Here is a 23,429-nt window from a genome sequence, read left to right as displayed (position 1 = left end):
AAACTGCGGCCCTCTAGACCTTGCGCGGCAACATAAATGGTGACCCAGAGCTGGGATATTGAATGTGTGGGTGCTAAACATGGCTGAAAAGAAATTAATGGATGCAATGACTGTGCGATAAAGGCCTCAGACAGATGCAGTCTACGAGCACATTTGTTTAGCAAGATTTGAGTCATGACATCCCGGTGCCACATTGCACGTTCAGGAAAGCATCAAAACCGGTTGTTTTAATTTAGATACTAATAGATACGTTTGGTGCATCTTGGGGTATGATCCGTAACTTAAAACGGACGAGAGGGGCATGAATGACTGAACGACGAGCACGCCGCAGGCTGCAGCGATGGCTTGCCCTATTAGGGATAACGGCCGCGCTGTCCGCCTGCGGAGACTACGGTCCCGATATGCGGGCGGAGCTCGGCAAAGCCTTGCCTGCAGGTTGGCACGTCGAGCGCTTCCAAATCGACGAATGGGAAGTCATCAATTGGGCAGCCGACCACTGGAGCTATCACTATACCGCCCAAATCGCCGCGACCGAGGACCTGTATCGAGAACTGGGCACACTTTCCGGTCAAACCATCGTGACGCGTAGCGAGCATAAAAACAGCTATCACGTCATCAAAGGACGTGCTCTCGCCGCGTTGCGAACCAAAGGTTGGGATACAGATTTCGGCTATGGCCGCGTACTTGCTGTCGCTGACGGCAAGGCGCTATCCGAATTTCCGGCCGAACGCATAGTCGTCGGAACGCCCCGTTTCGAGACGTTCTTGAAAGCGGCGCAGCAGGACCTAGTTCTGCAACAAGATCAGTTGTTGGAGGCCCAGCGCCTGTACAACGCGAGGTCGCAGAAGTGGAAGGCGGAGCGAGAGGCCGAGGATGCTGCCAGCCATACCGATCAGGCACTAGCTCAGGAGCAACAAACACTACGCATGGATCGCATAAACATGTCGTTGCTAGTATCGCAGAGAATAAATGAAGCCGACCGTGCGCTTCAGCTCGAGAACTGGCAAAAAAGAAATGCATATCAAAAGGAACTAGATGACCAAAACGCCGCGTTGCGCGAGGCGTATCGCACTCGTATCGAAGCATTGCGCAAGAGTGTCTCCCGGCCAGAGTTCAATCAGAGAACCCGCCCTTCCTACGACGAAGAGCGGGCGCTGGAGCGCGAGTATCGCAACGCACTGGATCAGGCATTCGTGCGCTACAAAAGTGATTTGGCCGAGTTTCAACGGGAGTGGGAACAGCGCCGCGCCCAGCTCGGCGGCGCTATCGAAGCGCAGGTCCGGGAAGACTTGGACAATCGCGAAGCGGCATTGAATGTACGGCTACAGCAACGACAGGACGAGCGTCATGCGGGTGTCCGAAAGCAGGCGCAGGAACAGAAGGAGCTCGAGCGGATGCGCACTGATCTGCAGCGACGCGAGGTCACGTTCTTGGAGCAACGGACGCTGATCAACAAACTCATCACCAACTCGTCCGCTCCCACGCTTTGACGAAGCTACAGTAAGAAGTCACATATGCTACAAATCATCCTTGGTTTTTTCATCCTGTGCCTTGTCCTGGCGCTGCTGGGCAAAGTACTTCCTTTCGCGCTTAAGGTGCTGGCTCTACTGGTTGCCGCAGCGCTCGCCGTGGTGTTGGGCGTGCCCGTAGCAATCGGCGTAGGTATCGAAAAGTTGACGCGTGGACGGGACTCCATCCAAGTTGTTGCGGCTGCGACCGCCACGGTCGGTCTCGCGCTCTCGGCCGTGTTGGCATTGACGGGCTATGGTTGGGTACCCGGGCTGTCGCTAGCCAGTGCGAAATACCTGATCCCGGCTTTGTTGGGGTTAGCCGCCTGGAAAATGCATCGGATCAGACAGACGGTAGAACAGGCGGATTATGGGGCTGATCTGCCAACGGCCAAGTCGGAGCAGTTTTATCAGGTGCTTTTGTGCGCTACCGCGATTTGGATGTTTCCGGTATTACTGCAAGTCGTCTTTCCTGCATTGATCACGCTGGTCTTCCCTCATTCTGTAATGGTGAGCTGGGTCGATGTTGGCTATTGTGTCGTGGCCTCTATCGCGTTGATCGGTGTCATCGTGATCGAGCATGGCTATGTAAGCATATTGCGTGACATGAAGTCCGTCATAGCCGCCAATAAAGGCGCCCTAGATTTGACGCAAACCATAGCCGAGCTCGGTAAAGAAAACACGCAAGTTAGGGCGGCCGATGTCGAGTTGATTGTCATCGGTACCGCCAATGCAGCCCGCAATGCCGGTTTGATCGAGATGGTCGAGCTGCGCGGGCACATCTGGTTGTTCGAGAAAACGTCTCACGATCGAGCGATTGGGGAGTTCGAGCTACATCTGGGCAGTTCGCTTCGGCATGACCGGGAAAATGCGAAACGGGAGTTTCTTGATCGCCTGCCCCTGCCAAACGCGGATGCGGAAGACTACTTCGAACGTTACATAGACTTCGTGGACCAATGCGACTTTGCCGACGGCGAGTATCTTGTCGCGCACTTGCGCCGCAGTGACCTGAATCACTGCGTGTCTTGCGGTCTTGCCGAGATACATAACGGGACCCCGAACGACGAATGGTTTTGTTCGCCCATTTGCGAGGAAACCGAGAAGCTTTGTGTTTCTATCAAGGAAAAGCCACTCGAGGACTTTCTGACGGAGTCAGCCGCAACGGGTTTTGTGGTCATTGCTGCGGGCGGAGCTTGGTCGCAGAACCACAAGGTCTTTGCCACAGGAGGTCAGGGCCACGGATTTGCGGCCGAGCAAGGAAATACCCTGATCGACAAGATGCGCGGCAAGTCTGCCAAGGTGGTGGGCGGCGACAACGCGCTCAATGGCGCGGATCGCCTCGTCGATGGGCAAGAAATCCAGACCAAATATTGCAGCACAGGCGCGCGCAGTATAGGCAGCGCATTCGACAACAAGGGCGATGGCGGATTCCGCTACTGGGACGCCAACGGCGAACCCATGCCGATTGAGGTGCCTCGAGATCAGTACGCCCAGGCTGTAAAGACTATGGAGAAGAAGATCGCGGACAACAAGATTCCTGGCGTTACGGATCCCGCCCGCGCCAAAGATCTCGTCATCAAAGGTAGCCTTACGTACGAGCAGGCTAAAAATATTACGCGGTTCGGTACGTTCGAGTCCGTCAGCTACGACATCGCAGAGGGCTCGATCATTGCGGTTGGAGCGGGCGGAATCAGCTTTGCGATCACCGCCACGATTTCCTACTTGAACACCGGCGATGCCCGGCAAGCGTTACGCGCCGCGTGCTTGCAAGGCGGCCGCGCATTCAGCAAGACACTGATCGTCTATGTCGGGACGCAACAATTGCATCGATTGGCGACCGTGCAGGCGGCGGTAAAGATCATCGACGTCAGCAACCTATCGGAGCCGATGGCGCTGGCACTGCAGAAGAGCATGGGTGTCAATAACACGCGTCAACTCAATCAGGCCCTGCGGGGCACAGTAGTGGCTTCGCTGGTCGTCGTCGCTGTCACCTCTGGCCCCGATCTGGTAAAGATGATCCGTGGCCGTATGTCAAGTGCTCAGTTCACTAAAAATGTCGCAGTGACTGCAGGCAGCACGGCGGGCGGCGCAGTCGGCGCGATCGCGGGCGGTGCACTGGGTGCCTCGTTCGGCCCCGTCGGAATCTGGGTGGGTAAGTTTGCTGGCGGCATGGTTGGTGGGGCCTTGGCTGGCGCAGTCACGAACTCGATCGCTAAGACCTTGGTGACAGAGGATCGCGAGCTAATGCTTGCGATCATTCAGCGACAAGTCGAATACCTGGCCATTCTATTCATGTTGACCGAGCCGGAGATCAAGAACCTAAGCGCCAACCTGAATGCAGTGATTACGCCCAAGGCGCTAGAGACCATGTATGGCAGCGCCTCTCGCAAGGCATTTGCCAATTTACTGGTCAAGCCCGTCGTGGTCAACATCATCAAACAACGTCCGACCCTGCGCTACGACATCAATGACGTGCTGAGCTCCTTCGATGGAGATGACGAGCAAACCGTCGCGCAGAATGACCCCGTGCTTCGCGAGGCGGCTGCCTGATCAACTTACCAGGTCGGCGGTGCAGGGTAATCCCCCCATTTTTAGCAATTGCCAGAAGTAGGCATGCTATGCGGCCATGGCCAACCGCTGTTTTGGGGTAACTCCGCCCAAGGCCATATTTGGGCGCTCATGATTGTATGACCACATCCACTGCGTGGCGACGCGCTGAACGTGATCCAGATCGTCCCAGTGATACTGGGACAACCATTCGTATCGAACGGTTCTGTTGAACCGCTCAACGTAGGCGTTTTGTTGCGGCTTGCCCGGCTGGATGTATTCGAGCTTGATGTCCCATGCGCCCGCCCATTCTACGATGGCTGTGCTCAGGTACTCCGGACCGTTATCACAGCGAATGGCTGAAGGCTTGCCTCGCCATCCGATGATCTGCTTTAGTGTGCGGATCACCCGTTCAGAGGGCAGCGAGAAGTCGACTTCGATACCCAACGCCTCGCGGTTGAAATCGTCGATTACGTTGAGTACGCGGATGCTGCGCTCGTCTGCAAGTTGATCGTGCATGAAGTCCATCGACCAGACCTGGTTGATATGCGACGGTATCGTTAACCGCTCAGGAGCCTGCCTAACCAGACGTTTTCGGGGTTTGATCCGCAGGTTCAGTTCAAGCTCGCGGTAGATCCGATACACACGCTTGTGGTTCCAGCCAAATCCTCGCACATTGCGCAGGTACAGGAAACATAATCCAAAGCCCCAGTTGCGATGGTTGTCGGTCAGGCGCAGCAGCCAATGGGCGATCTCCTCGTTCTCGACGTCGGTCTTGGCGACATACCGATAGCAAGTCTGACTGATACCAAACGCCGCGCAGGCCAAACGCACGGATAGGCCTCGGTCTTGTACGGCACGTTGGGCCATCTCGCGGCGACGAGATGGCTTTACCACTTTTTTTCGAGTGCCTCCGTCACAATCTCGGCCTTGAGCTTCTCCTCGACATACATCTTGCGTAGCCGCGCATTCTCGGCTTCCAGCTCCTTCATGCGCGCCATCAGCGACACGTCCATGCCGCCGTACTTCGAACGCCACTTGTAGAACGTCGCTGAGCTGATGCCCAGCTCCCGGCATAGCTCCGGCACCGCCAAGCCAGACTCCACACGCTTGATGGCCTCAATGATCTGGCTATCTGTGAATCTTGATCGCTTCATGTTGTAGAACTCCTCAATGAGAAAATTCTACTTCTGACTGCATCGCTTTTGTGGGGGGATTACCAAGGCCTCGAACGGCAAAGACTCACTCCGATAAGTTTCACGCGGTGCGCCGGTTGAGTGATAGGACACAGATGCTCCAAGGAGGTCTAGCGGATATCTGAGATTGGCGTCAGCTCCTCATGTAGGGCCTGTCAGAGATCTAAGCCTCACACCGGAAACTCAACTTACTTTTTTTCGACGAGAACCGTCATTACTTAAACTATGGAACGTAATACGCCCTCAAAAACTCAGTACCATCATGAAACCAAACACCCAGCCCCCTCGGAAATGGATCCGTCCCGACGATAACGAATAAAAGGGCAGAAAACTCTTCTTTTGCAGCTTTCGCATGACTTGCGGCCAAAGCACGATCAGTGAATGATGGTTGTGGCACTGCCTCTGGATGTGAATGCCAGAAACCTAAGCAATGAAGCCCCTGCGCAAACATCTCGGCCCTCTCCCGGTTAACAGTTGAGATATCAATTTTCAACCCGGCGAACCAAGACGACTTAGGCTTTAAGCATGTCACAACATCTACAATTACAGACGATGTGGTTAAATCCCTAGCATAGAATTGCCCTACAGCTTCCTTGGTTTTCAACCCAACCTGCGCGTAAGATCCAAGAAACCCCAACACTTCAGCTGGAAACTCTAGTGACCAAGACGCACCCGGAATTTCGTAAATCAACGACCCCTTATTCATCTGCTAATACAGTCTGTAGAGATCTTGTTACATAGCAAGAGTCAAAAATAGACCCTTTTTCTGGAATGAGCTCGGTACGACCCGTCTCTACGTTCAGCTTATCAAAATATGCCGAGGATCTGACCCAACTCCAAACCATGGACTCTGGTACCTCTAAATTGAGGCAAGCCAAAATACGCTCGGCGGCGAAACCGGCGGCTTGCCAGGCATCTGCAGCACCATATGGGTTAAATCCAGACGAGCATGCAGGCAGTTTTACGCGCACATCTTGGGGCCAGTGCGCAGCGTTAACTCTTTCCCATGGATCATCATACGGCCACGGCAGGTCTGAGTTCGCATATATAGTGTGTGCTGCCGCCCCAAATGGTTCTAACCAAACATGAACTATACCTACATCTCCAAATGCTCTCTCTCTAAAGCGCGAAAGCACCGTCCTAACAGAGCTTTCTCCTGTGCAGTCAATAATCAAATCGTAAGATCCTGGCGAACATACTTGTGAAACCCAATCTGCTGCCAAAACTCGAAGTGGCTTAGTTTTCACACCGGGGATTTGTCGTCGAATTCTGTCTGCTAAAACGGAAGCTTTTGCCATTCCAATATGCTCTGCCCCCAGCACATGACGGGCGCAATTTTCGATACTAAAAAACTCTTTGTCAGCCAAGTGAAGTTCACTAACCCCACTTTTAGCCAATAATTCTGCAATTGGGGCTCCAAGCGAGCCGCACCCTATCATCAACACCCGCTTATTGCGCCTCCCTCTCAACAAAGTGAGGTCATAATCCCTCGCCAACGCCCAATCGGCATCAACACGTTCAATTTCTACTGGCACAATGCTTGGTGCCGTAAGGTACGGTATGAAACTCGGCGTAATCAAATATCCATAGCAGGTTCCACCCTGAACCAAAACTATAAGTTTTGATCGATAACGGCCAGCTGTTTTCTCCTTTGCTTCTTGTTCAGTTTTTTCTGTGAGCCACTCCTTTACCGAATGCTTATCGCCTGAAGCCATACGCACTAAGCTTTCAAGTTCGTCTAGTGATTGCGGCCAATCTTTTGGTGTCCAAGACGAACAAGGAGCTAATGGAACCCATAAAGCATCTCCACGCACTAGTGTCCCTGTAGACCACCCATGCTGAAGGGCTACAGCATGTGGATCAGCAGATCCCATTGTGGTTAAAACTCTTGTGCTACGAAGCTCTTTATCGCTGCGAGAAGCAGCCCGACCTGGCTCCTTAGCACGGTAACTGGCTAATCGACCCTCGGTTACTTGAGTAATTGGCATCAGCACAGCACAGACACTTCGAGGTGTGGGCATGCCATTTTTTCTATAGAACAAGTAACAGAATCGGCTCCAATATGCTAAACACTCCCGCTGAAACTCTGCATTAACCCAGGCCGGATTGATGCTATTCACCCAAAATTGCGATAGTTTTTTAAGCACCTCATCTATGACTTTGCACGGATCATCATAGTCATTAGGTGAAGGGTCCACTCCGTGACAGAACTTACCGTCCTCCTCAATATGCGGCAGCTTAAGACAAAGACTTGCAGGGAAATACACCTGAGGCGTATTTGCAGGAAAATCATGTGTTATTGCGAGTTGGACAATATGCGCTCCCAAGGTAGGGTGATCCAACTCAAACTCCCATGATGCAGCCTTTCGTCGGGCCTCGAGCCTGTTAGATCGCTTAACAAAAGCAGCTCCTTTGCCATCCAACCAATGCTCAACAGCCTCGATCGCCTGTCGGAACGGCGTTATTGGCTTTTGCGACGGATTAGGCAAAGGTATCACTTGAGGCTGATTTGCGATGAGTCGTTGGAGCAGTAATCCCACTCAACAAACCAACAAGTGGGCTTGCCCCCTGGCTAGCTTTCCAAGCCTGCACGCCCAATGTTCCAAAGATTGCTCGGACCCGCTCCTCGGAACGCTTGGAATACTCTTCGGAGAACAATGCCTCCAAATCACTAATCAACCGAGCATGCCATTTCTCAAACTCTTTAGCACGCAAGTTGTTATCACTATTCCACTTATCTGCAAAATTTTCAGTTACAGCACCGGACAGGGCTGGATTGTTAACACTGTACCCGTAGCGATCTCGGTTAATAAAATCCGGCATCCGAGCTACAACCTCAAGTGCAACTTCAAGGGCATTAGTAAATTCATACGGCTCGTTTTCAACCATTTGGTGATATGCCTCAGCAGCCAGAGTCACGAGAATCACAGAAATCGGCTTTGCTTCTTGACGATAATCAATCAAGTCTTTGAAGTAGCTATCACGATGCAACTTCATTAGTTGCACCAGACGTCGAAGAATGTCATCAAGCCGAATATTCTCTTGAGGTATCGGGTCTACGGTAGATTTAGCGTCCACGGCAAGACCTCTACGTACCGCCTGAAATGGAAACCTCAGGTTCGCGATAGCACAGAACCAGTCAGCAAACTCCTCTGGGTTCGATGGACTCCACACGACTTGGGGGTCGCGGACTCGCAAATGAGTACCTTCAATCCAGGGCTCCAGCGGAATTGCCGGAGTCACATCAAAATAAAAAGGCTCGCCGGGATATTGCAGGCGCCAACAGCGACTCTTTGCTTTCGGCTCGCCGGCATCTTTTATTCCTTGTAGCGCAGCACCAAACTCTTGAAAAAATGGCTCAGAGGAAACTAGTCGTGAGAATTTCGGCCCGGTCAACTTAACAACAACATCCAGATCAAACTTCTCCCTGCCATCGCCTGCGATCGTAGTCTGAGTGCGCATTGACCCCTGGACCACCACGTGCACATCATCCATCCCAATATCAAATTTTTTCGCCACATGGCGTGCAAATTCCCCATAGCGCCGTTCAGCAGCTCGTCTCTTATCTTCCGGTAGCTCAAGCTTCCTCAGCATCCTGACGATGAACTCTTCCCACTGTTGGCTTTCATTACGACGTACGATTGCATCAGCGATCACTCGCGATCGTTTTTGCGAAGGAGCAGAATACACAGACATAACAATCTCCAGACTCATTGACAAACAACAGATGACGACGTTTTCTCAAACTTACCGGGCTCATTTCCTTCTAATCGTACGGACCACGGATATGGCGGAACTTGGTCTCTCTCTCTCTGATAACAATTCACATAGGGCATATTTCTATGGTCATAAGCCTGACCAAACCGAATGCAGAGAGTCGGGGACGCGGCAAGGATGAGATGAACAGTACGGACAGAACGATTCGCCAGTTCAGCCATCAAATCAGTAAATTGCCGAGCCAATTCTACTTGTGTTGCTTCTGACCACAACCTATTTGGCTTAGGATCCGAAAGCTGAAGGTGCACTATTGGCATTGACGGAAATGTTTGTGCAATACCGACAAGATCGACGAAATAAGTCGCTGATACGGCAACAACCACATCAGAGGAATGCACGGCCAGCTCATCTAAGCCAACGATATCGAAACGACCGCCATCATCCGGTTGACTAAGCTCCATCCATTTTTTGCCTGCCCGCTCCCACTCAAAAAGCAGTACCTTACCTTCATCGTCCAACAGTACCCCCGCGTAGAAAAGCAACGAGACTTGCATCACGCCACCCACAACCACGGTCACATGCTCACGCGACGTGCCAGTACGGACAAGACGAAGCTGCCTTTGTAATTGAAGCAATTCGGAAAGAGCCTCCTGAATATTTGGCACCTTCCCTGCCACTAGACGCCGTATATCCACTAGGCAAGACTCACGACGACCAACCAGTTCGACTGGCACTGCATTTATCAGTGGTGAGTCTGTAGTGTCAACTAACCCTCTCAACTCCACTACGAATACGCGACTGACCTGCTTCACATTGAGGTCATAATCATCATGTCGCTTGGCTAACCAAAAGCCGAACGCTACACCAATCAAAGCCACCACAAGCAGCACCCAAAAAGCTATCGCACCGGGGCCATCCCCCCACGAAAGGCTGAGCTCACTACTGGAGTCCAGGCTTCTAATAACTACGCTAATACCACCACTAGCGGCAAGCACTGCTAGCAAAGAAAAACTCGTGCGAATAATACGTACACCGATATTGCGTGGACGAACATAAAAATTGACGAGCTTATCAATAAGCTCCTTCACCCAAATCATAAAAAACCCCAGTTTTTCTAGTTATTAAAATTGTACTTCAGAAAAATTAAAATCACTACATGTAGTGCCTATTACCAAACAATTTACAACATCTAGTACCCAACCCCAAAACCAGCAAAATCGCATTCACTCCGAACCCAATCAGTCTAGATTCACTCCAATCCTTTTGATTAAGTCCTGTTCCTTAAATGAGAAATAACCTGCAACTCATCGGCATTGGTATTAGCTCCTGCTGTCGCGCTTATACCGCCATCTTGTCTTTCCAGCTACTAAGGCGGAATTACTTGAAACCTGGGAGCTACGTAGTAGCACAATGCTTAAGTATCCGAGATAGTTCACCACCGTTAGCAAAGCAAGTACGCTGTCCTTGAACGCGGGAATAACGTGGAAGACGAACTAGATACGCAGACCCGCAACCAATCTAACGGCTTGCATAGGTATGGAGACAGATGTCAATCTATCCTAGTGATGAATCATCAAACATGGCCAAGCAACAGCACTATCTAAACTGATTTTTCTAATAACCACAAAAAAGCCCACTGCAAGGTGGGCTTTTTATTCAAACAGCGTTATGATTTAAAACTTTTGACCTAGTACAAAATTAGACTTTCTCTCTTAACTCCGGCCAAATTTGATGCCAGTCATCAGGCCGAAGCTGTTTGCGAGTCACTTGCCCGCCTGTTATCTCTTCAATTTCCACACATCGAATAATAGGTACAGGCCGCTTTCCAGATGCCCAGTTGTTGAGGCTGACAGGGGTAACGCCTAATCGTTCAGCCAACGCCACACCGCTGCCAACAATTTTAATGGCACGTTTCACGTGATCAGATCCATCTGTATTTTCGGACGGGGATTGATTATCAAAATTCATAAAGCACATTTCACGAGCAGAGAGCTGTTGACTAAAATTAGACAACGGCTAATAATACGATCAATTGCTAAGTAATAGCAGCTCTTTAACAAACCGAATCGATAAACACCGCGCCCTACCCTAACGGTAAGCGACTGCGCGGCTGCCCGACACAACACGGAGGCAGAAGATAAATCTGTGAAAAATCAGTGTCCCTCAGGCTTGTAGGGTAAGCAATAAGAGAGGTCAACACTGACGACCCAGCAATCTTGGGCGCCGTACTGTCGTGAGACAGCCTTTCGAGGATGGCGGGTAATTCTCGACAAACTAATTCGATTCCTTGAGTTAGTTCTCCAAACAGTAAAGTGGATCATTAAGCAGGGCACGATGCAGCTTCAGCTGTACGTGCCCACAATCTTCTGGCTGTTGCCAGACTGAAGCCGTCTAGCACACAGCGTTATTTTGGGCTTCACATGAAGTTCTGGAATTTTTACTGCCCAGTAGCGGCAGTGACGGATCTCAGTACCTTATGAGCAAAAATAGTTGCGGTGTCACTCCCGCCTCAAAAACCAGTATTCAAATTTCATTTCAGTATGGTGGAGTACGTTATCGGGAGATTATTCCGCTAATTCCAACTCCTAAGAACCTTGAGGAAGCCCAGCAAAAGCGGTCTGTTATTCTACGAACCATCAAGGATGGGACATTCGAATATGCCGCTCATTTCCCAAACAGCCCTAGAGTTAAAAAACACATAACTACTAGTGGCCACACTGAGCAAATCTCCTACTACTTCACACATTGGCTCCGCTCACAAAAAGCTGTTTTAAAGGCATCTAGCTACGAAGGCTATAGAAAAATTGTGGACAATCTGATTGTTCCTCAATTCGGCGACCTTCTGCTCCCTCAGTTAAAACGACGGGCAATCAAAGAGTGGTTAGAAACAATGCCATGCGGAAACAAGCGACTGGTCAACATCCAGAGCGTGATACGCAAAGCACTTTCAGATGCGGTTGACGACGAGCTGCTTGATCTCAACTGCATGGCCAACTACTGCTACCAACGCAAGGCCAAAGTCAAAGAGGTCGACGATATCGATCCATTCACACTATCCGAGCAAACTTCTATCTTGGCCATTGCTGACCCACAGCTACGGCATCAGCTACAGTTTGCGTTCTGGACAGGTGTCCGCACGAGCGAGCTCATCGCCTTGAACTGGGCCGATATCGACTTCGATCGAAATCTGATCAATATCCGTCGAGCCATTACCCAGGCAGCCAAGGGTGTAGCTGAAACCACTAAAACCATGGCAGGACGCAGACAAATCAAGATCCTGGCCCCTGCTCTAGAGGCCCTCCTCTCTCAGCGTCAATACACCGCGAACAAAGGTGAAGCTATTTTCCTCAATCCACGCACCAACCAGCGATGGACAGGTGACAAACCGATTAGAGATACCTGGACCCAGCTACTCAAAACAGCTTGTGTTCGCTACAGATGGCCTTATCAAACCAGGCATACCTATGCCTCGATGATGCTCAGCGCCGGAGAAAACCCCATGTGGGTCGCTAAACAAATGGGACATAGAGACTGGACGATGATTGCCAAGGTCTACGGAAAATGGATGCCTGACGCAAACTCCCAAGCAGGGGAGAAGGCGGAGGCCACTTTCGGGACCCAAGTAGTACGCAACCGACTCATCGCTCTTCACTCAACGCAATAAAAAAAGATCGTGTCAGAATTTCTGACACGATCTTTTTCTAACATACTGATTTTTCAAGAAATTTTGGTGGAGTCGGGGGGAATTGAACCCCCGTCCGCAAGCCGTCCACAGACAGTTCTACATGTGTAGTCAATTAACTTTAAGTTTTAACCTTGGATTATGCCAATTGACAGGCCTTTCCTTGGCGATCCACTAAGTTTTAGAACCGGACTTCGTGGCGCAGCCCGATTCGATTCTTTGTAAATAACACTGCTGTAGGTTGCCCTACCTAACCCAAAGACAAATTAGTGCAGTGGCCCAGCCTTAAGCGGCTAGAGCGAAACGCTCGTCGTTGGCGTTTGTAGTTTTCCAGTGGATTTACGAGCGTACTGGTGCTCGACACGCCCTGATCTGCTTCTTGACCCACGTCGAAGCCATGTCGACCCCATGTGGATTAGTAACCATACCACATTGGCTACAAATTGCATAGCCCAAAGTGCTAGAATAAACCTCTTTCGCGCTCTGGCTGAGTCCTCGCCAGGGCGTTTTTCACGTAACTCATCCCTCCCCTTTTGTCTGGAGTCGCTTTTCATGGCCCACCCCGCCCATCAAGCCAGAGGCCTACTAGGCTTTATCCTGCATGGCAGCCTTGTAACGCAAATTGTGATCGGTTTGATCGCCGGTATTTTGCTGGGGCGCTTTGCGCCGGACGCCGCGCACTCCATCGCCCTGCTCGGTCAGTTGTTTGTCTCTGCCTTGAAGTCGGTCGCGCCCATTTTGGTGTTCGTGCTGGTGATGTCCTCCATCGCCAATCAAAAGGTCCAGTCCTCTACCCGCATGGGTCCTATCCTGGTGCTGTATGTGTTGGGAACTTTTCTGGCCGCTCTGGTGGCCGTCATCGCCAGCTTCGCGTTTCCCGTCACGCTGAAACTGGATCTGGCCAACTCTACCTTGAACCCGCCCGGCAATATTATTGAAGTCTTGCTCGACCTGCTGACCAGCATTGTCGTGAACCCGGTCGATGCCCTGCTCAACGCCAACTACATGGGTATCCTGGCCTGGGCCATTGCGCTGGGCCTGGCCTTGAAGCACGGCTCCCAAGGCTCACGTGATTTGCTCACTGATATGGCCAATGCCGTCTCCTCCTTGGTGCGTCTGGTCATCCGCTTTGCGCCTTTGGGGATTTTTGGGCTGGTGGCGGTCACCATTGCAGAGTCCGGTTTTGAGGCGCTGCGCCAGTACGGCCTGCTGCTGATCGTGCTGGTGGGTTGCATGCTGGTTGTTGCCCTGATCATCAATCCCATCATCGTGTTTGCCAAACTGCGTCGCAACCCCTATCCACTGGTCTTTACCTGCCTGCGTGAAAGCGGGATCACCGCTTTTTTCACCCGCAGCTCCGCCGCCAATATTCCGGTGAACATGGCATTGTGCGAGCGCTTGGGCTTGCACAAGGACACGTACTCGGTCTCTATTCCGCTTGGTGCCACCATCAATATGGCCGGCGCAGCCGTCACCATTACCGTTCTGACCCTGGCTGCGGTACATACGCTGGAAATCCCCGCCGACCTGCCTACCGCGCTGTTGTTGAGCCTGGTGGCCACCATTGCCGCTTGCGGCGCCTCCGGTGTGGCTGGTGGCTCTTTGCTGCTGATTCCTCTGGCATGTAATATGTTCGGAATTTCCAATGATGTCGCCATGCAAGTGGTCGGAGTCGGGTTTGTGATTGGGGTGGTGCAGGACTCCGTAGAGACTGCCTTGAACTCATCTACCGACGTGCTGTTCACGGCTGCGGCAACGCTCGAACCAGGCCAGGCCTGATTGAATGAGGGCCTAATGCAACGGGGGCCAGCCATTCAGGCTGGCCTTTTTTATGCTTAACTCCTGCTGAACGACTGCATCCATTCAAAACCCGGCCCTGCTCCCGCGTGGCCCCTCTTACCGCCCACTTTTGTCGCCCGGTTCTTTTCAAGGAGTCTTTGTGGATTTAACCAGTCTCTCTCTGTATGTCGTTGCCGTGGCCGCTGTCACCGTCATGCCTGGGCCGACCATGCTGCTCGCCCTGAACAATGGCGCCCATGGCGGCAAACGCATTGCCGCCTGCGGAATTGCGGGTGCCGCGCTCTCGGATCTGATTCTGATCGCCGCGGTAGGCGGGGGGCTGGGCGCCCTGCTGCTGGCTTCCGAGCAGCTTTTCACGTTGGTGAAATGGGTTGGCGCCGGCTATCTGCTTTATCTGGCCTATGGTCTTTGGCATGCCCCTGTAAGCGCCGTCCCGTCGCAACCCTCCACAGAGAAAGTCCGTACGGGTCGGGCCGCCTTCCTGCGTTCTTTACTGGTGGCTCTGTCCAACCCCAAAGCCTTGCTGTTTTTTTCGGCCTTTTTACCCCAGTTCATCCGGCCTGAAAGCCCGATCGCCATTCAATACATTACGCTGGCATTGGTCACCGCCCTGATTGATATTGCCTTAATGAGTGTCTACGCCCTGGGAGGACATCACGCCATGCGCCTGCTCTCGGGCCAGGCCATGCGCTGGCTGAACCGAGGCTGTGCAGGCATGCTGGCCGGGCTGGGGCTTGCCCTTAGCGTGTACCGCCGCAGCGAATCCGATTGAGTCCTGGTGGCCGGAAAAACCTCTCGCCGATGTTCTGCTCCCACGGTTTGAATCGTATATCATCACGTAGATCATGACCGACACCACAGGGCCTCGTTGTGCCTCCGCTGCAGATCAGCGTCCGGGCCCACGCGGCCCCTGGTTGCCTGCCTTCCCAAAACCAACAAGGAGCCACGATGAAGCGTATCTATTTAGCGGGTCCTGATGTGTTTTTCAGCGACGCTGTCGAGCGTGCCAAACTGCACAAGCAACTGGTGCGAGACTTTGGTTTTCAGCCTCTGCACCCCGTTGATCAGGAAGAGATTGAGGCCTCTGCCATCTATCACCACAATATCCGCCTACTGGATCAGGCCGATGCAGTCGTGGCCAATATCACGGCGTTCAGGGGCGCGGAGATCGACACGGGCACGGCTTTTGAAATCGGCTACGCGGTAGCTCAGGGCCTGCCGGTATTCACATACCGCTCCACAGCCGATACGGTACTGGATCTGGTGCGCGAGCACTACAGCCCAGTCGTTCTGGACCCTGCCAGCCAGACCTGGCGCGACCGCAACGGCGCCCTGATCGAGGACTTCGGTCTGCCTGCGAACCTGATGGTCGCGATCAGCACGGAATTTGTGCATGGCTCCTTGAGCGATGCCTTGCTTGCCGCACAGGATTACTTCAAAGCCATCAGCTGACTTTCTATAGAACAAACTACCGGCTTACCTTGTGAATCAATGACACGCCGTCAAACAAGACGAACCCAACCCGCGGTTCCCTGCAGGCTCGTTTTTCGCAACTCCAAAACAGGGCCTCGCCCCACACCATGCCCGACAAGCGCCCACTCTCTTTTCTTGACCGCGTCCGCGCCATCCTTACTGATCTACCCGCCTCCGAGCGCCGTCTGGCCCAGTTCGCGCTGGATTTCCCCGGTGATCTGTCCAGTTATAACGCCTCGGAACTGGCCAGCCTGGCGCAAGTCTCCAACGCAACCGTCACGCGCCTCATTCGTCGCCTGGACTACGCCAACTACGAGGCGGCACGCAGGCAGATTCGCACGGAAAAAACCGATGACACTCTTCTCTCGCCGAGCCCCCAACTGTCTGTGGGTGAGGCAAGCCTGCAATCCCATTTGCAAGATGGCTACAACAAGCTGAGCAACACGTATCGTCATCTGTCCCATTCCGTCCTGCAAGAGGCCAGCCAGGCCATCCGTGGCGCACGACAAATCTGGGTACTGGGCTTGCAGGCAAACTACTTTCTGGCAGGGCATTTCTACTGGCATCTGTCCAAGCTCATGCCCGGGGTGCGGCTGATCCCGGGCGCCGGTCAGACGGTCTGCGAATACCTGGCGGACATTCAGCACCAGGATGTCGTGATAATTTTCAACCTGCATCCCCGAGCTGAGGGCATGCCAGCGCTCATGCTTCGCCTGGAAACACGCTGCGCAAACATCGTGCTGATCACCGACCAGGACTACAAGGAACGCCCCAAAAGCCGCTGGCCCCTGCCCTGTCAGCCCGGTTCTGAACAGACGCCTGACAATGCGCTGGCGGCGGCAAGCCTATCTCATCTGCTGTTGTCCGAGATCGCGAACGTATGCAACGCCCTTGATCGGGATGAGTCGAAACAAGCACCATCACCGGCCGAGACAGTATTTGAATGACACGGGCAGGGGCACCCAAGAAGTCGCCCAACGCGCCGCCCTGCCCCCCCCTCCTCTACGACCAAAGTCGCCTGTCGGGAAAAGCTGATTCGTTTTATACATGCTGTACACAGAGCGCCCTCACGCGCCCACTCTCTGTACGTACTGTAGGTAGAGAGCCTCGATGCCAAGAATCATCAAACCCCATAAGGAGACACCAACCATGAATTCAGCCCATCCTGCCGTCACGGCAGTGACCCAACACCCGGCCTATCAAGAGCTGCTTCGAAAACGCAACCGCATGAGCCTGATCTTCTTTGGTCTGACCGTGATTGTGTACGCCGGCTTTATTCTGACACTGGCTTTTGACCCCGAGCTTTTCAGCCGTCCCGTCGGCTCCATGACAATGACGATTGGCGTGCTGAGCGCCGCCATTGTGCTGCTCAGCGCGGTTATTCTGGTGTCCCTGTTCGTCTACATCTCCAACAAGGTCTATGACCCCCTGCTGGCGCAAATCATGAGGGACGTGACATGAAAACCTTACTCATGAGCTTGGGCCTGTTCAGCTTGGCCAGCAGCCATGCAATGGCCGCCTCGCCCGGTCAGGCCAATACCTCTGCCATTGTCATGTTCCTGATCTTCATTGCCGGGACCATGGCCATTACCTGGTGGGCCGCACGACGCACCCGCACCACATCAGACTTTTATACCGCGGGCGGTGGCCTGACCGGCTTTCAGAACGGACTGGCGATTGCCGGGGATTATCTGTCCGCCGCCTCTTTTCTGGGGATTGCGGGCATGGTGTACGTCAGCGGCTTTGACGGCATGATCTATGCCATCGGCTTTATGTTTGGCTGGCCGGTCGTCATGTTTCTGATTGCCGAGCGACTGCGCAATCTGGGCCGCTACAACTTTGCCGACGTGACCTCGTTTCGTCTGTCCCAAAATCCCATGCGCATTCTGGCGGCCAGCGCATCCTTGCTGATTATTGCCCTGTACCTGATCGCACAAATGGTGGGGGCTGGCAAACTGATCGTGCTGCTGTTCGGGCTGGACTACAACGTGGCGGTGGTCATTGTCGGTTCGCTGATGATGATTTACGTGACCTTTGGCGGCATGACCGCCACGACCTGGGTACAGATCATCAAGGCCGTACTGATGCTGGTTGGCGCCACTTTGATGACGGTTCTGGTGCTGGCTGCTTTCCATTGGGACGTGGATACCATGCTGGCGAAGGCCGTTGCCACTCACCCGACCGGCCATGCCATTCTGGAGCCGGGCGCGGCGGTCAGTCGCAACCCACTTAACGTGCTGTCCCTGGGCATTGCCTTGGCCTTTGGTACAGCCGGCCTGCCGCATATCCTGATGCGCTTTTTCACCGTGGCCGACGCCAAGGAAGCCCGTAAATCGGTGATTTATGCCAGCAGCTTCATTGGCTACTTCTACCTGCTGACCTTCATCATCGGCTTTGGCGCCATTGCCTTGCTGGTCAGACACCCCGAGTACTTCCATACCGGCCCTGACGGTTCCTTCAATATGTTGACCGACCTGATTGGCGGCACCAATATGGTCGCGGTCCACCTGGCCAATGCTGTCGGTGGCAACCTGCTGCTGGGCTTTCTGGCCGCCGTCACTTTCGCCACCATTGTCGCCGTGGTGGCCGGCCTGGCGCTGGCGGGCGCTGCCGCGATTTCGCATGACTTGTACGCCAACGTCATTGCCAAGGGACGAGCCACCGAGAAAGACCAGATGCGCATTTCGCGCATCTCCACCGTGGTCTTGGGCGTACTGGCCATTTTGCTGGGCATCATTTTTGAAAACCAAAACGTGGCCTTTATGGTGGGGTTGGCCTTTGCGATTGCGGCCAGCGCCAACTTCCCGGTTCTGGTGTTGTCGATCGCCTGGCGTGGCTGCACCACCCGTGGTGCCACCATTGGCGGCTTTCTGGGGCTGGTCACCGCCACCGCATGGGTCGTTTTGAGCAGCACCGTCTGGGTAGATGTCTTCGGATTTGCCGAGCCTATCACCCCTTTCCCCAACCCAGGCATTTTGTCCATCCCGCTGGCCTTCTTCTCGATCTGGCTGTTCTCAACACTGGATAACAGCGCACGCGCAGTCAAAGAGCGCGCCGCGTTCGAGGCCCTGACCGTACGCAGTCAAACCGGTATTGGGGCTGCCAGCGCCAGCGCTCACTAAGGCTTTGACGCTGATTCAGTCAGCATGCAAGAAAAAACAGGGCATTTCGGTGCCCTGTTTTTACGGATACACAGCTCATCCGGGCGGGCATCCTTGCAGATACTTGAACATGGCATAATCCCCACATGAATGAACTGCTCATTGCGGACGATCACCCGCTATTTCGGGAAGCGTTACGAGGTGTCGTAGCTAGTCTGTTTCCCGGCACGGCCATCTACGAAGCGGATCGCATCTCCAATCTATATCCGCTGGTCGACGACCATCCTGACGCCGATTTGCTCTTGCTGGACCTGGATATACCTGGGGCAATCGGCTTCAGTGCACTGGTCCATTTGCGTGCAACCTACCCCTGTCTGCCCATCATTCTGGTCACGGCCCATGAAGAGGCCCGCTTCATGCGCCGCGCCATGGATCACGGCGCCATGGGCTTCATTCCCAAATCCATTGATGCGCAAACGCTGGGTATCGCCCTGCAAGTCGTTCTGGATGGCGGCACCTGGCTGCCGGAAATCGGTTCTTCCGCCCCCGGCATCAGCCTGGACGAGCGTGAAGTCGCCGCGAAGTTGCGCGAGCTGACCCCTCAGCAATTTCGCGTACTGCAAATGCTCAGCACCGGGCAACTGAACAAGCAGATTGCCTACGAGCTCAATGTCTCGGAGGCCACCATCAAGGCACACATGACGGCCATTTTGCGCAAGCTGGGTGCTTCCAATCGCACCCAGGCCGTCTTGATGGCCAGCCATCTTGGCCTGAACCAGGACGAATCCCAGGACGCTAATACGTTTTAATTTGCGCGGTCAAAAAAGCTCGCAGCGAAGCGGGCTTTACCGGCTTGGTCAACACCAGATAGCCATATTGTCGAGCTGCTGCTTTCAGCTCATCACTCCCATCCGCCGTCAACAACGCGCCTTGCGCATGAGGCAAATGCAGGCGCAACAATTGCAGTGCCTGCAAACCGTCCAGCCGATCATGCAAGTGATAATCCACCAGCAAGACATTGGGGTTCAAGGAGATGGTCTCCAAAGCACGATCTACCGTATTGGCGGTAATGATTTGCGCTCCCCAGCGGCCCAGCAGCACTTCCATACCCGCGATAATATCCAGATCATTGTCCAGACACAGCACTCGCAAGCCCTTTAACGGCAAGCCATCGGCAGGCTTGCTGGAATCGTTACTTGGGTGACTGCTGGCTTGCGTCGCGTGGCTCAAGGGAACGCGAATGGAGAACATGCTGCCGCGCCCCACCTCGGATCGCACATCCAGCGTGTGCCCCAGCAAGACCGCAATACGCTGGCAAATGGACAGGCCCAATCCCAGGCCCCGGCCATCCCAGTCGAAAGCTTGCTCGTAACGATGGAACTCCGCATAAATCTGCTGAATATGATGCGGCGGAATGCCCTGGCCTGAATCCCAGACCTGGAACTCCAGCTCTTCGCCCCGAACCCGCACGCCAAACACCACCCGGCCTTCCTGTGTGTAGCGCAAGGCATTGGCCAGAAAATTCTGCAGCACCCGCCGCAGCAGGCGATGATCGCTATACACCGACAAAGGACGGGCGTGAATCCGCAATTGAATGCCGCGCCGAGCCGCCATGGGCGCATATTGATCCGCCAGATGCTGCAACAAGTGCTGAACATTGATCACCCCCAGATCGGGCTTCAAGGCTCCGGCATCCAGACGGGAAATATCCAGCAGACCCTCCAGCAATTCCTCCGCGGTACGCAAAGATGTATCGACGCGCTCGGCCAGATTGGGCATTTCGGCAAGATCGTGTGTATCGCGCAAGGCCGAAGCAAACAGACGTGCGGCGTTAATCGGTTGCAGGACATCGTGGCTGACAGCCGTCAAGAAACGGGTTCGGGACTCCTGAGCTTTTTCCGCCTCTTGCGTACGCACGGCGACGCGCTGCTCCAGACTGTCATTCATCTCCCGCAACTCACGCTCGACCCGCTTGTAATGGGTGATGTCGCTATAGCTGGTGACATAGCCGCCGCCGGGCAGGGGCCGGCCTCGCAGTTCGATCACTTGCCGGTCATTGAGCATGCGTTGGGTCACATAAGAGGAACCCTCGCGCATAAACTGAATCCGGCGAGCAATGGCCTGTTCCACCCCGATGCTCTCTACGCCATCGACCTTGCCCCGTTCGGCATTAAAGCGAATCAGGTCGGCCACGGACCGTCCCACATACAACATACTGGGCGGGTAATCGAATAACTGCTGGTAGCGCTGGTTCCAGGCGACCAGACGCATATCTGCATCGACCACACTGACGCCCTGATCAATATTTTCCAGCGTCGCCAACAAGATATCCCGATTAAAACGCAACTCCTGACCGGCCTCATCCAGCACGGCCATGATAGCGGCCACCTCCATGCCTGAACCGCGCAAGGCACTGGTCAAAACCAGACGAGCCGAGGCCGCCCCCACCGCTGCCGCCAACAACAGTTCCGTGAAATGCACCCAGGCGCTATCTGCCCGCAGTCCCGGCTCCAGCGGCTGTTTCATTTGCCGTGCCTGGGTCTCAAACGCCCGCCTTGCCATTTTTTTACCAACAATCCGTTCAGCCAACACCTGCAGATCCTGCACCGACAAATCCCCATAAGCATGACGAGCTGCCAGGGTTTGCCGCTCCGCATAGGGATTCAGGAAAGGCTCGGCGCGCAGGCGCTCGCCCAGGCCCGGCCGCCGGCGCCAGGACACCCACAAGAATGCGCTGATATTGCATAGCAGGGACCAGAAAGTGCCGTGGGTTAAGGGGTCCCACCCTTCAACGCCGAACAGATGATAAGGTCGTAGCCAGGCCAATCCCCAGGGCCCCTGGTGCAGCCAGTCAGCCGCCAACCATCCCACCTCGGCCAAGGTAGGCAACAGCAAGGTATAGACCCAGATGGCAAAGCCCAGCAAAAGCCCCGCCTCCACGCCCTGTCGGCTGGCTCCTCGCCAATACAGCCCTCCTATCAGGCCAGGCCCGAACTGGGCGACCGCCACAAACGCCATCAAGCCATAGGCCGCCAAGGTCGTATCGCTGCCGCTAAGCATGTAATAGCCGTAAGCCACGCCGGCCAGCACCATAATGGCGACACGCCGAATCCAAAGAACCGTAGAAGCCACTGTGCTTTGCTGATACTGCGCCCAGCCACGACGCAGCAGCAAGGGCATCACCAGATCATTGCTCACCATGGTCGAGAGCGCCACACTGGTCACGATGACCATGCCTGTCGCCGCCGAGAAACCACCGATATACACCATCAGGGCCAGTCCCACCTGGTTTTGCGACAAGGGCAAGGCGAGCACAAAACTATCCGGCGCCACCCCCTGGGCTCCAGTACCAAACAAGCTGACCCCGGCCGCGGCAATCGGCAAGACCATAAGACTGACCACGATCAGGTAGGCTCCAAACAGCCAGCGTGCGCGCCGTATGTCCACCACGTCTCCACACTCCACAATAGCCACATGGAACTGCCGGGGCAGGCAAATGATCGCCGCAAATGCCAACAGGGTTTGACCGACGAATCCCACCGGTGGACTGTTTTCGAACAAGGTGCTGACCGCCCCCACCATATCGAGCTCCGTGTGGGCAAACCAGCGCACCGCAAACAGGCCTACCGCGAGCAAAGCCACCAGTTTGACCACCGACTCAAACGCCACGGCCAGCATCAGACCCGGTCTGTGCTCGGTGGCATCGACTTGCCGCGTTCCGAACAAAATGGAAAACAGGGCCATCAGGATCGCCACGTACAGGGCCGGGTCGCCCAACAGGCCTGCATGAAACTCGGTCCCGGCCAGCACGCTCAGACTTAGGGCCACCGCCTTGTACTGCAGGGCCAAGTACGGCACGGCCGCCACCACGGCAATACCTGCCACCATCGCCGCCAGACGTTGAGAGCGTCCGTAACGACTGGCCATAAAGTCCGCAATGGACACGGTATTTTGGGATTGGGCGACCAGCGCCAGACGTTCGATGATTCGCCAGCCAAACAGCAGCATCAATATCGGGCCCAGATAAATAGGCAGAAAACCGATGCCGTACCGGACCGCCGACCCTACCGCGCCGTAAAACGTCCACGAGGAACAGTACACCGCCAAAGCCAGGCTATAGACCATGGGCCGCAGCCAGGGGCGCTGGGTATACAAGGGGTTTCTATCCCCGAACCAGGCAATCGCAAACAAAATCGCAGCGTAAATCAAGGAAGCCAACACCACCCAAGCCGGCGTCATCTGCACTGTCTCCTACTTTGGTATAACGCGATGATTTTTCTCGCGATTGTGAGTAATACTAAGGCAGTTCCGGCGGGATCTGCTCATGGAAAGCTAGGGCTTATCACCTATACCCAATTTGATTTTCAAGGCGGTTTTCCTGGGGCAAGCAGCAGCATCATGAGCC

Annotated in this window: 17 protein-coding genes and 1 other RNA gene; 10 read left to right on the top strand and 8 right to left on the bottom strand. The window is 54.2% G+C overall.

Annotation, left to right across the window (positions count from 1 at the left end; all coding sequences use genetic code 11):
- Positions 1-305: 305 nt before the first annotated feature.
- Both V6936_RS02015 and V6936_RS02010 read left to right on the top strand, forming a co-directional pair.
- Complete coding sequence (locus V6936_RS02015; protein ID WP_336579297.1) at positions 306-1,490, top strand: hypothetical protein; 1,185 nt, start codon at positions 306-308, stop codon at positions 1,488-1,490.
- Between the two features lie 24 nt (positions 1,491-1,514).
- Entirely contained in the window at positions 1,515-4,058 is a 2,544-nt protein-coding gene (locus tag V6936_RS02010) for a hypothetical protein (protein WP_336579296.1), read from the top strand.
- A 66-nt stretch (positions 4,059-4,124) separates the two neighbouring features.
- On the opposite strand, the gene V6936_RS02005 is transcribed toward V6936_RS02010, so the two are convergent.
- The 6 genes from V6936_RS02005 to V6936_RS01980 all read right to left on the bottom strand — a co-directional run bounded on the left by V6936_RS02005 (position 4,125) and on the right by V6936_RS01980 (position 10,936).
- Positions 4,125-5,212 (bottom strand): IS3 family transposase gene (locus V6936_RS02005; protein ID WP_336579295.1). Its coding sequence is split into 2 segments (ribosomal slippage): positions 4,125-4,960 and positions 4,960-5,212, totalling 1,089 coding nucleotides; the frame shifts between segments, so codons are not numbered across the junction.
- A gap of 262 nt (positions 5,213-5,474) precedes the next feature.
- Positions 5,475-5,942 (bottom strand): Mov34/MPN/PAD-1 family protein, encoded by a 468-nt coding sequence (locus V6936_RS02000; protein ID WP_336579294.1) that lies wholly within the window; start codon positions 5,940-5,942, stop codon positions 5,475-5,477.
- Positions 5,943-5,949: 7 nt separating this feature from the next.
- Entirely contained in the window at positions 5,950-7,749 is a 1,800-nt protein-coding gene (locus V6936_RS01995; protein ID WP_336579700.1) for a HesA/MoeB/ThiF family protein, read from the bottom strand.
- Positions 7,733-8,947, bottom strand: coding sequence for a nucleotidyltransferase domain-containing protein (locus V6936_RS01990; protein ID WP_336579293.1), 1,215 nt, complete (start codon positions 8,945-8,947; stop codon positions 7,733-7,735). Before V6936_RS01990 ends, V6936_RS01995 begins: the two co-directional genes overlap by 17 nt.
- Before the next feature lie 14 nt (positions 8,948-8,961).
- Positions 8,962-10,065, bottom strand: coding sequence for an SAVED domain-containing protein (locus V6936_RS01985; RefSeq protein WP_336579292.1), 1,104 nt, complete (start codon positions 10,063-10,065; stop codon positions 8,962-8,964).
- Between the two features lie 601 nt (positions 10,066-10,666).
- The gene (locus V6936_RS01980; RefSeq protein WP_336579291.1) at positions 10,667-10,936 is read right to left on the bottom strand and encodes a transcriptional regulator; all 270 of its coding nucleotides are present in this window, start codon (positions 10,934-10,936) and stop codon (positions 10,667-10,669) included.
- 508 nt (positions 10,937-11,444) lie between these two features.
- Between V6936_RS01980 and V6936_RS01975 the strand changes: the two genes are divergently transcribed.
- Positions 11,445-12,632, top strand: a complete 1,188-nt coding sequence (locus V6936_RS01975; protein WP_336579290.1) for a tyrosine-type recombinase/integrase — start codon at positions 11,445-11,447, stop codon at positions 12,630-12,632.
- Positions 12,633-12,696: 64 nt separating this feature from the next.
- Here V6936_RS01975 and ssrA read toward each other — a convergent pair.
- Positions 12,697-13,058, bottom strand: a transfer-messenger RNA (tmRNA) gene (gene ssrA / locus V6936_RS01970).
- 144 nt (positions 13,059-13,202) lie between these two features.
- On the opposite strand from ssrA, the gene sstT reads away from it, so the two are divergent.
- From sstT to V6936_RS01935, 7 genes are all read left to right on the top strand, one after another.
- Positions 13,203-14,429 (top strand): serine/threonine transporter SstT, encoded by a 1,227-nt coding sequence (gene sstT, locus V6936_RS01965; RefSeq protein WP_240208549.1) that lies wholly within the window; start codon positions 13,203-13,205, stop codon positions 14,427-14,429.
- A 160-nt stretch (positions 14,430-14,589) separates the two neighbouring features.
- Entirely contained in the window at positions 14,590-15,222 is a 633-nt protein-coding gene (locus V6936_RS01960; RefSeq protein WP_240208548.1) for a LysE family translocator, read from the top strand.
- Between the two features lie 176 nt (positions 15,223-15,398).
- Positions 15,399-15,902, top strand: coding sequence for a nucleoside 2-deoxyribosyltransferase (locus V6936_RS01955; RefSeq protein ID WP_003802946.1), 504 nt, complete (start codon positions 15,399-15,401; stop codon positions 15,900-15,902).
- A gap of 128 nt (positions 15,903-16,030) precedes the next feature.
- Positions 16,031-16,870 (top strand): MurR/RpiR family transcriptional regulator, encoded by an 840-nt coding sequence (locus tag V6936_RS01950; RefSeq protein WP_336579289.1) that lies wholly within the window; start codon positions 16,031-16,033, stop codon positions 16,868-16,870.
- Between the two features lie 202 nt (positions 16,871-17,072).
- Positions 17,073-17,384 carry a DUF485 domain-containing protein gene (locus tag V6936_RS01945; RefSeq protein ID WP_336579288.1) on the top strand — a complete coding sequence of 104 codons (312 nt, stop codon included), beginning with the start codon at positions 17,073-17,075 and terminating at the stop codon, positions 17,382-17,384.
- On the top strand, positions 17,381-19,045 hold the full coding sequence (locus V6936_RS01940; protein ID WP_003802942.1) for a cation acetate symporter: 1,665 nt from the start codon (positions 17,381-17,383) through the stop codon (positions 19,043-19,045). Before V6936_RS01945 ends, V6936_RS01940 begins: the two co-directional genes overlap by 4 nt.
- 125 nt (positions 19,046-19,170) lie before the next feature.
- Positions 19,171-19,833 carry a response regulator transcription factor gene (locus V6936_RS01935; protein ID WP_003802940.1) on the top strand — a complete coding sequence of 221 codons (663 nt, stop codon included), beginning with the start codon at positions 19,171-19,173 and terminating at the stop codon, positions 19,831-19,833.
- On the opposite strand, the gene V6936_RS01930 is transcribed toward V6936_RS01935, so the two are convergent.
- Positions 19,820-23,263 (bottom strand): hybrid sensor histidine kinase/response regulator, encoded by a 3,444-nt coding sequence (locus V6936_RS01930; protein ID WP_336579287.1) that lies wholly within the window; start codon positions 23,261-23,263, stop codon positions 19,820-19,822. The genes V6936_RS01935 and V6936_RS01930 overlap by 14 nt on opposite strands.
- Between the last annotated feature and the right edge of the window lie 166 nt (positions 23,264-23,429).

The sequence above is a fragment of the Alcaligenes sp. CHO6 genome, assembly GCF_037120595.1.
GTDB classification, from domain to species: domain Bacteria; phylum Pseudomonadota; class Gammaproteobacteria; order Burkholderiales; family Burkholderiaceae_B; genus Alcaligenes; species Alcaligenes ammonioxydans.
The sequence above is the reverse complement of the archived record's forward strand: the minus strand, read 5'-3'. Positions and strand labels throughout refer to the sequence as shown.

What these genes read in the sequence shown, in the direction of transcription:
- V6936_RS02015 (WP_336579297.1), top strand. Translation starts at nt 306, where the DNA reads ATGACTGAACGACGAGCACGCCGCAGGCTGCAGCGATGGCTTGCCCTA.
- V6936_RS02010 (WP_336579296.1), top strand. Translation starts at nt 1,515, where the DNA reads ATGCTACAAATCATCCTTGGTTTTTTCATCCTGTGCCTTGTCCTGGCG.
- V6936_RS01990 (WP_336579293.1), bottom strand. Translation starts at nt 8,947, where the DNA reads ATGTCTGTGTATTCTGCTCCTTCGCAAAAACGATCGCGAGTGATCGCT.
- V6936_RS01985 (WP_336579292.1), bottom strand. Translation starts at nt 10,065, where the DNA reads ATGATTTGGGTGAAGGAGCTTATTGATAAGCTCGTCAATTTTTATGTT.
- V6936_RS01980 (WP_336579291.1), bottom strand. Translation starts at nt 10,936, where the DNA reads ATGAATTTTGATAATCAATCCCCGTCCGAAAATACAGATGGATCTGAT.
- V6936_RS01975 (WP_336579290.1), top strand. Translation starts at nt 11,445, where the DNA reads ATGAGCAAAAATAGTTGCGGTGTCACTCCCGCCTCAAAAACCAGTATT.
- sstT (WP_240208549.1), top strand. Translation starts at nt 13,203, where the DNA reads ATGGCCCACCCCGCCCATCAAGCCAGAGGCCTACTAGGCTTTATCCTG.
- V6936_RS01955 (WP_003802946.1), top strand. Translation starts at nt 15,399, where the DNA reads ATGAAGCGTATCTATTTAGCGGGTCCTGATGTGTTTTTCAGCGACGCT.
- V6936_RS01950 (WP_336579289.1), top strand. Translation starts at nt 16,031, where the DNA reads ATGCCCGACAAGCGCCCACTCTCTTTTCTTGACCGCGTCCGCGCCATC.
- V6936_RS01945 (WP_336579288.1), top strand. Translation starts at nt 17,073, where the DNA reads ATGAATTCAGCCCATCCTGCCGTCACGGCAGTGACCCAACACCCGGCC.
- V6936_RS01940 (WP_003802942.1), top strand. Translation starts at nt 17,381, where the DNA reads ATGAAAACCTTACTCATGAGCTTGGGCCTGTTCAGCTTGGCCAGCAGC.
- V6936_RS01935 (WP_003802940.1), top strand. Translation starts at nt 19,171, where the DNA reads ATGAATGAACTGCTCATTGCGGACGATCACCCGCTATTTCGGGAAGCG.
- V6936_RS01930 (WP_336579287.1), bottom strand. Translation starts at nt 23,263, where the DNA reads ATGACGCCGGCTTGGGTGGTGTTGGCTTCCTTGATTTACGCTGCGATT.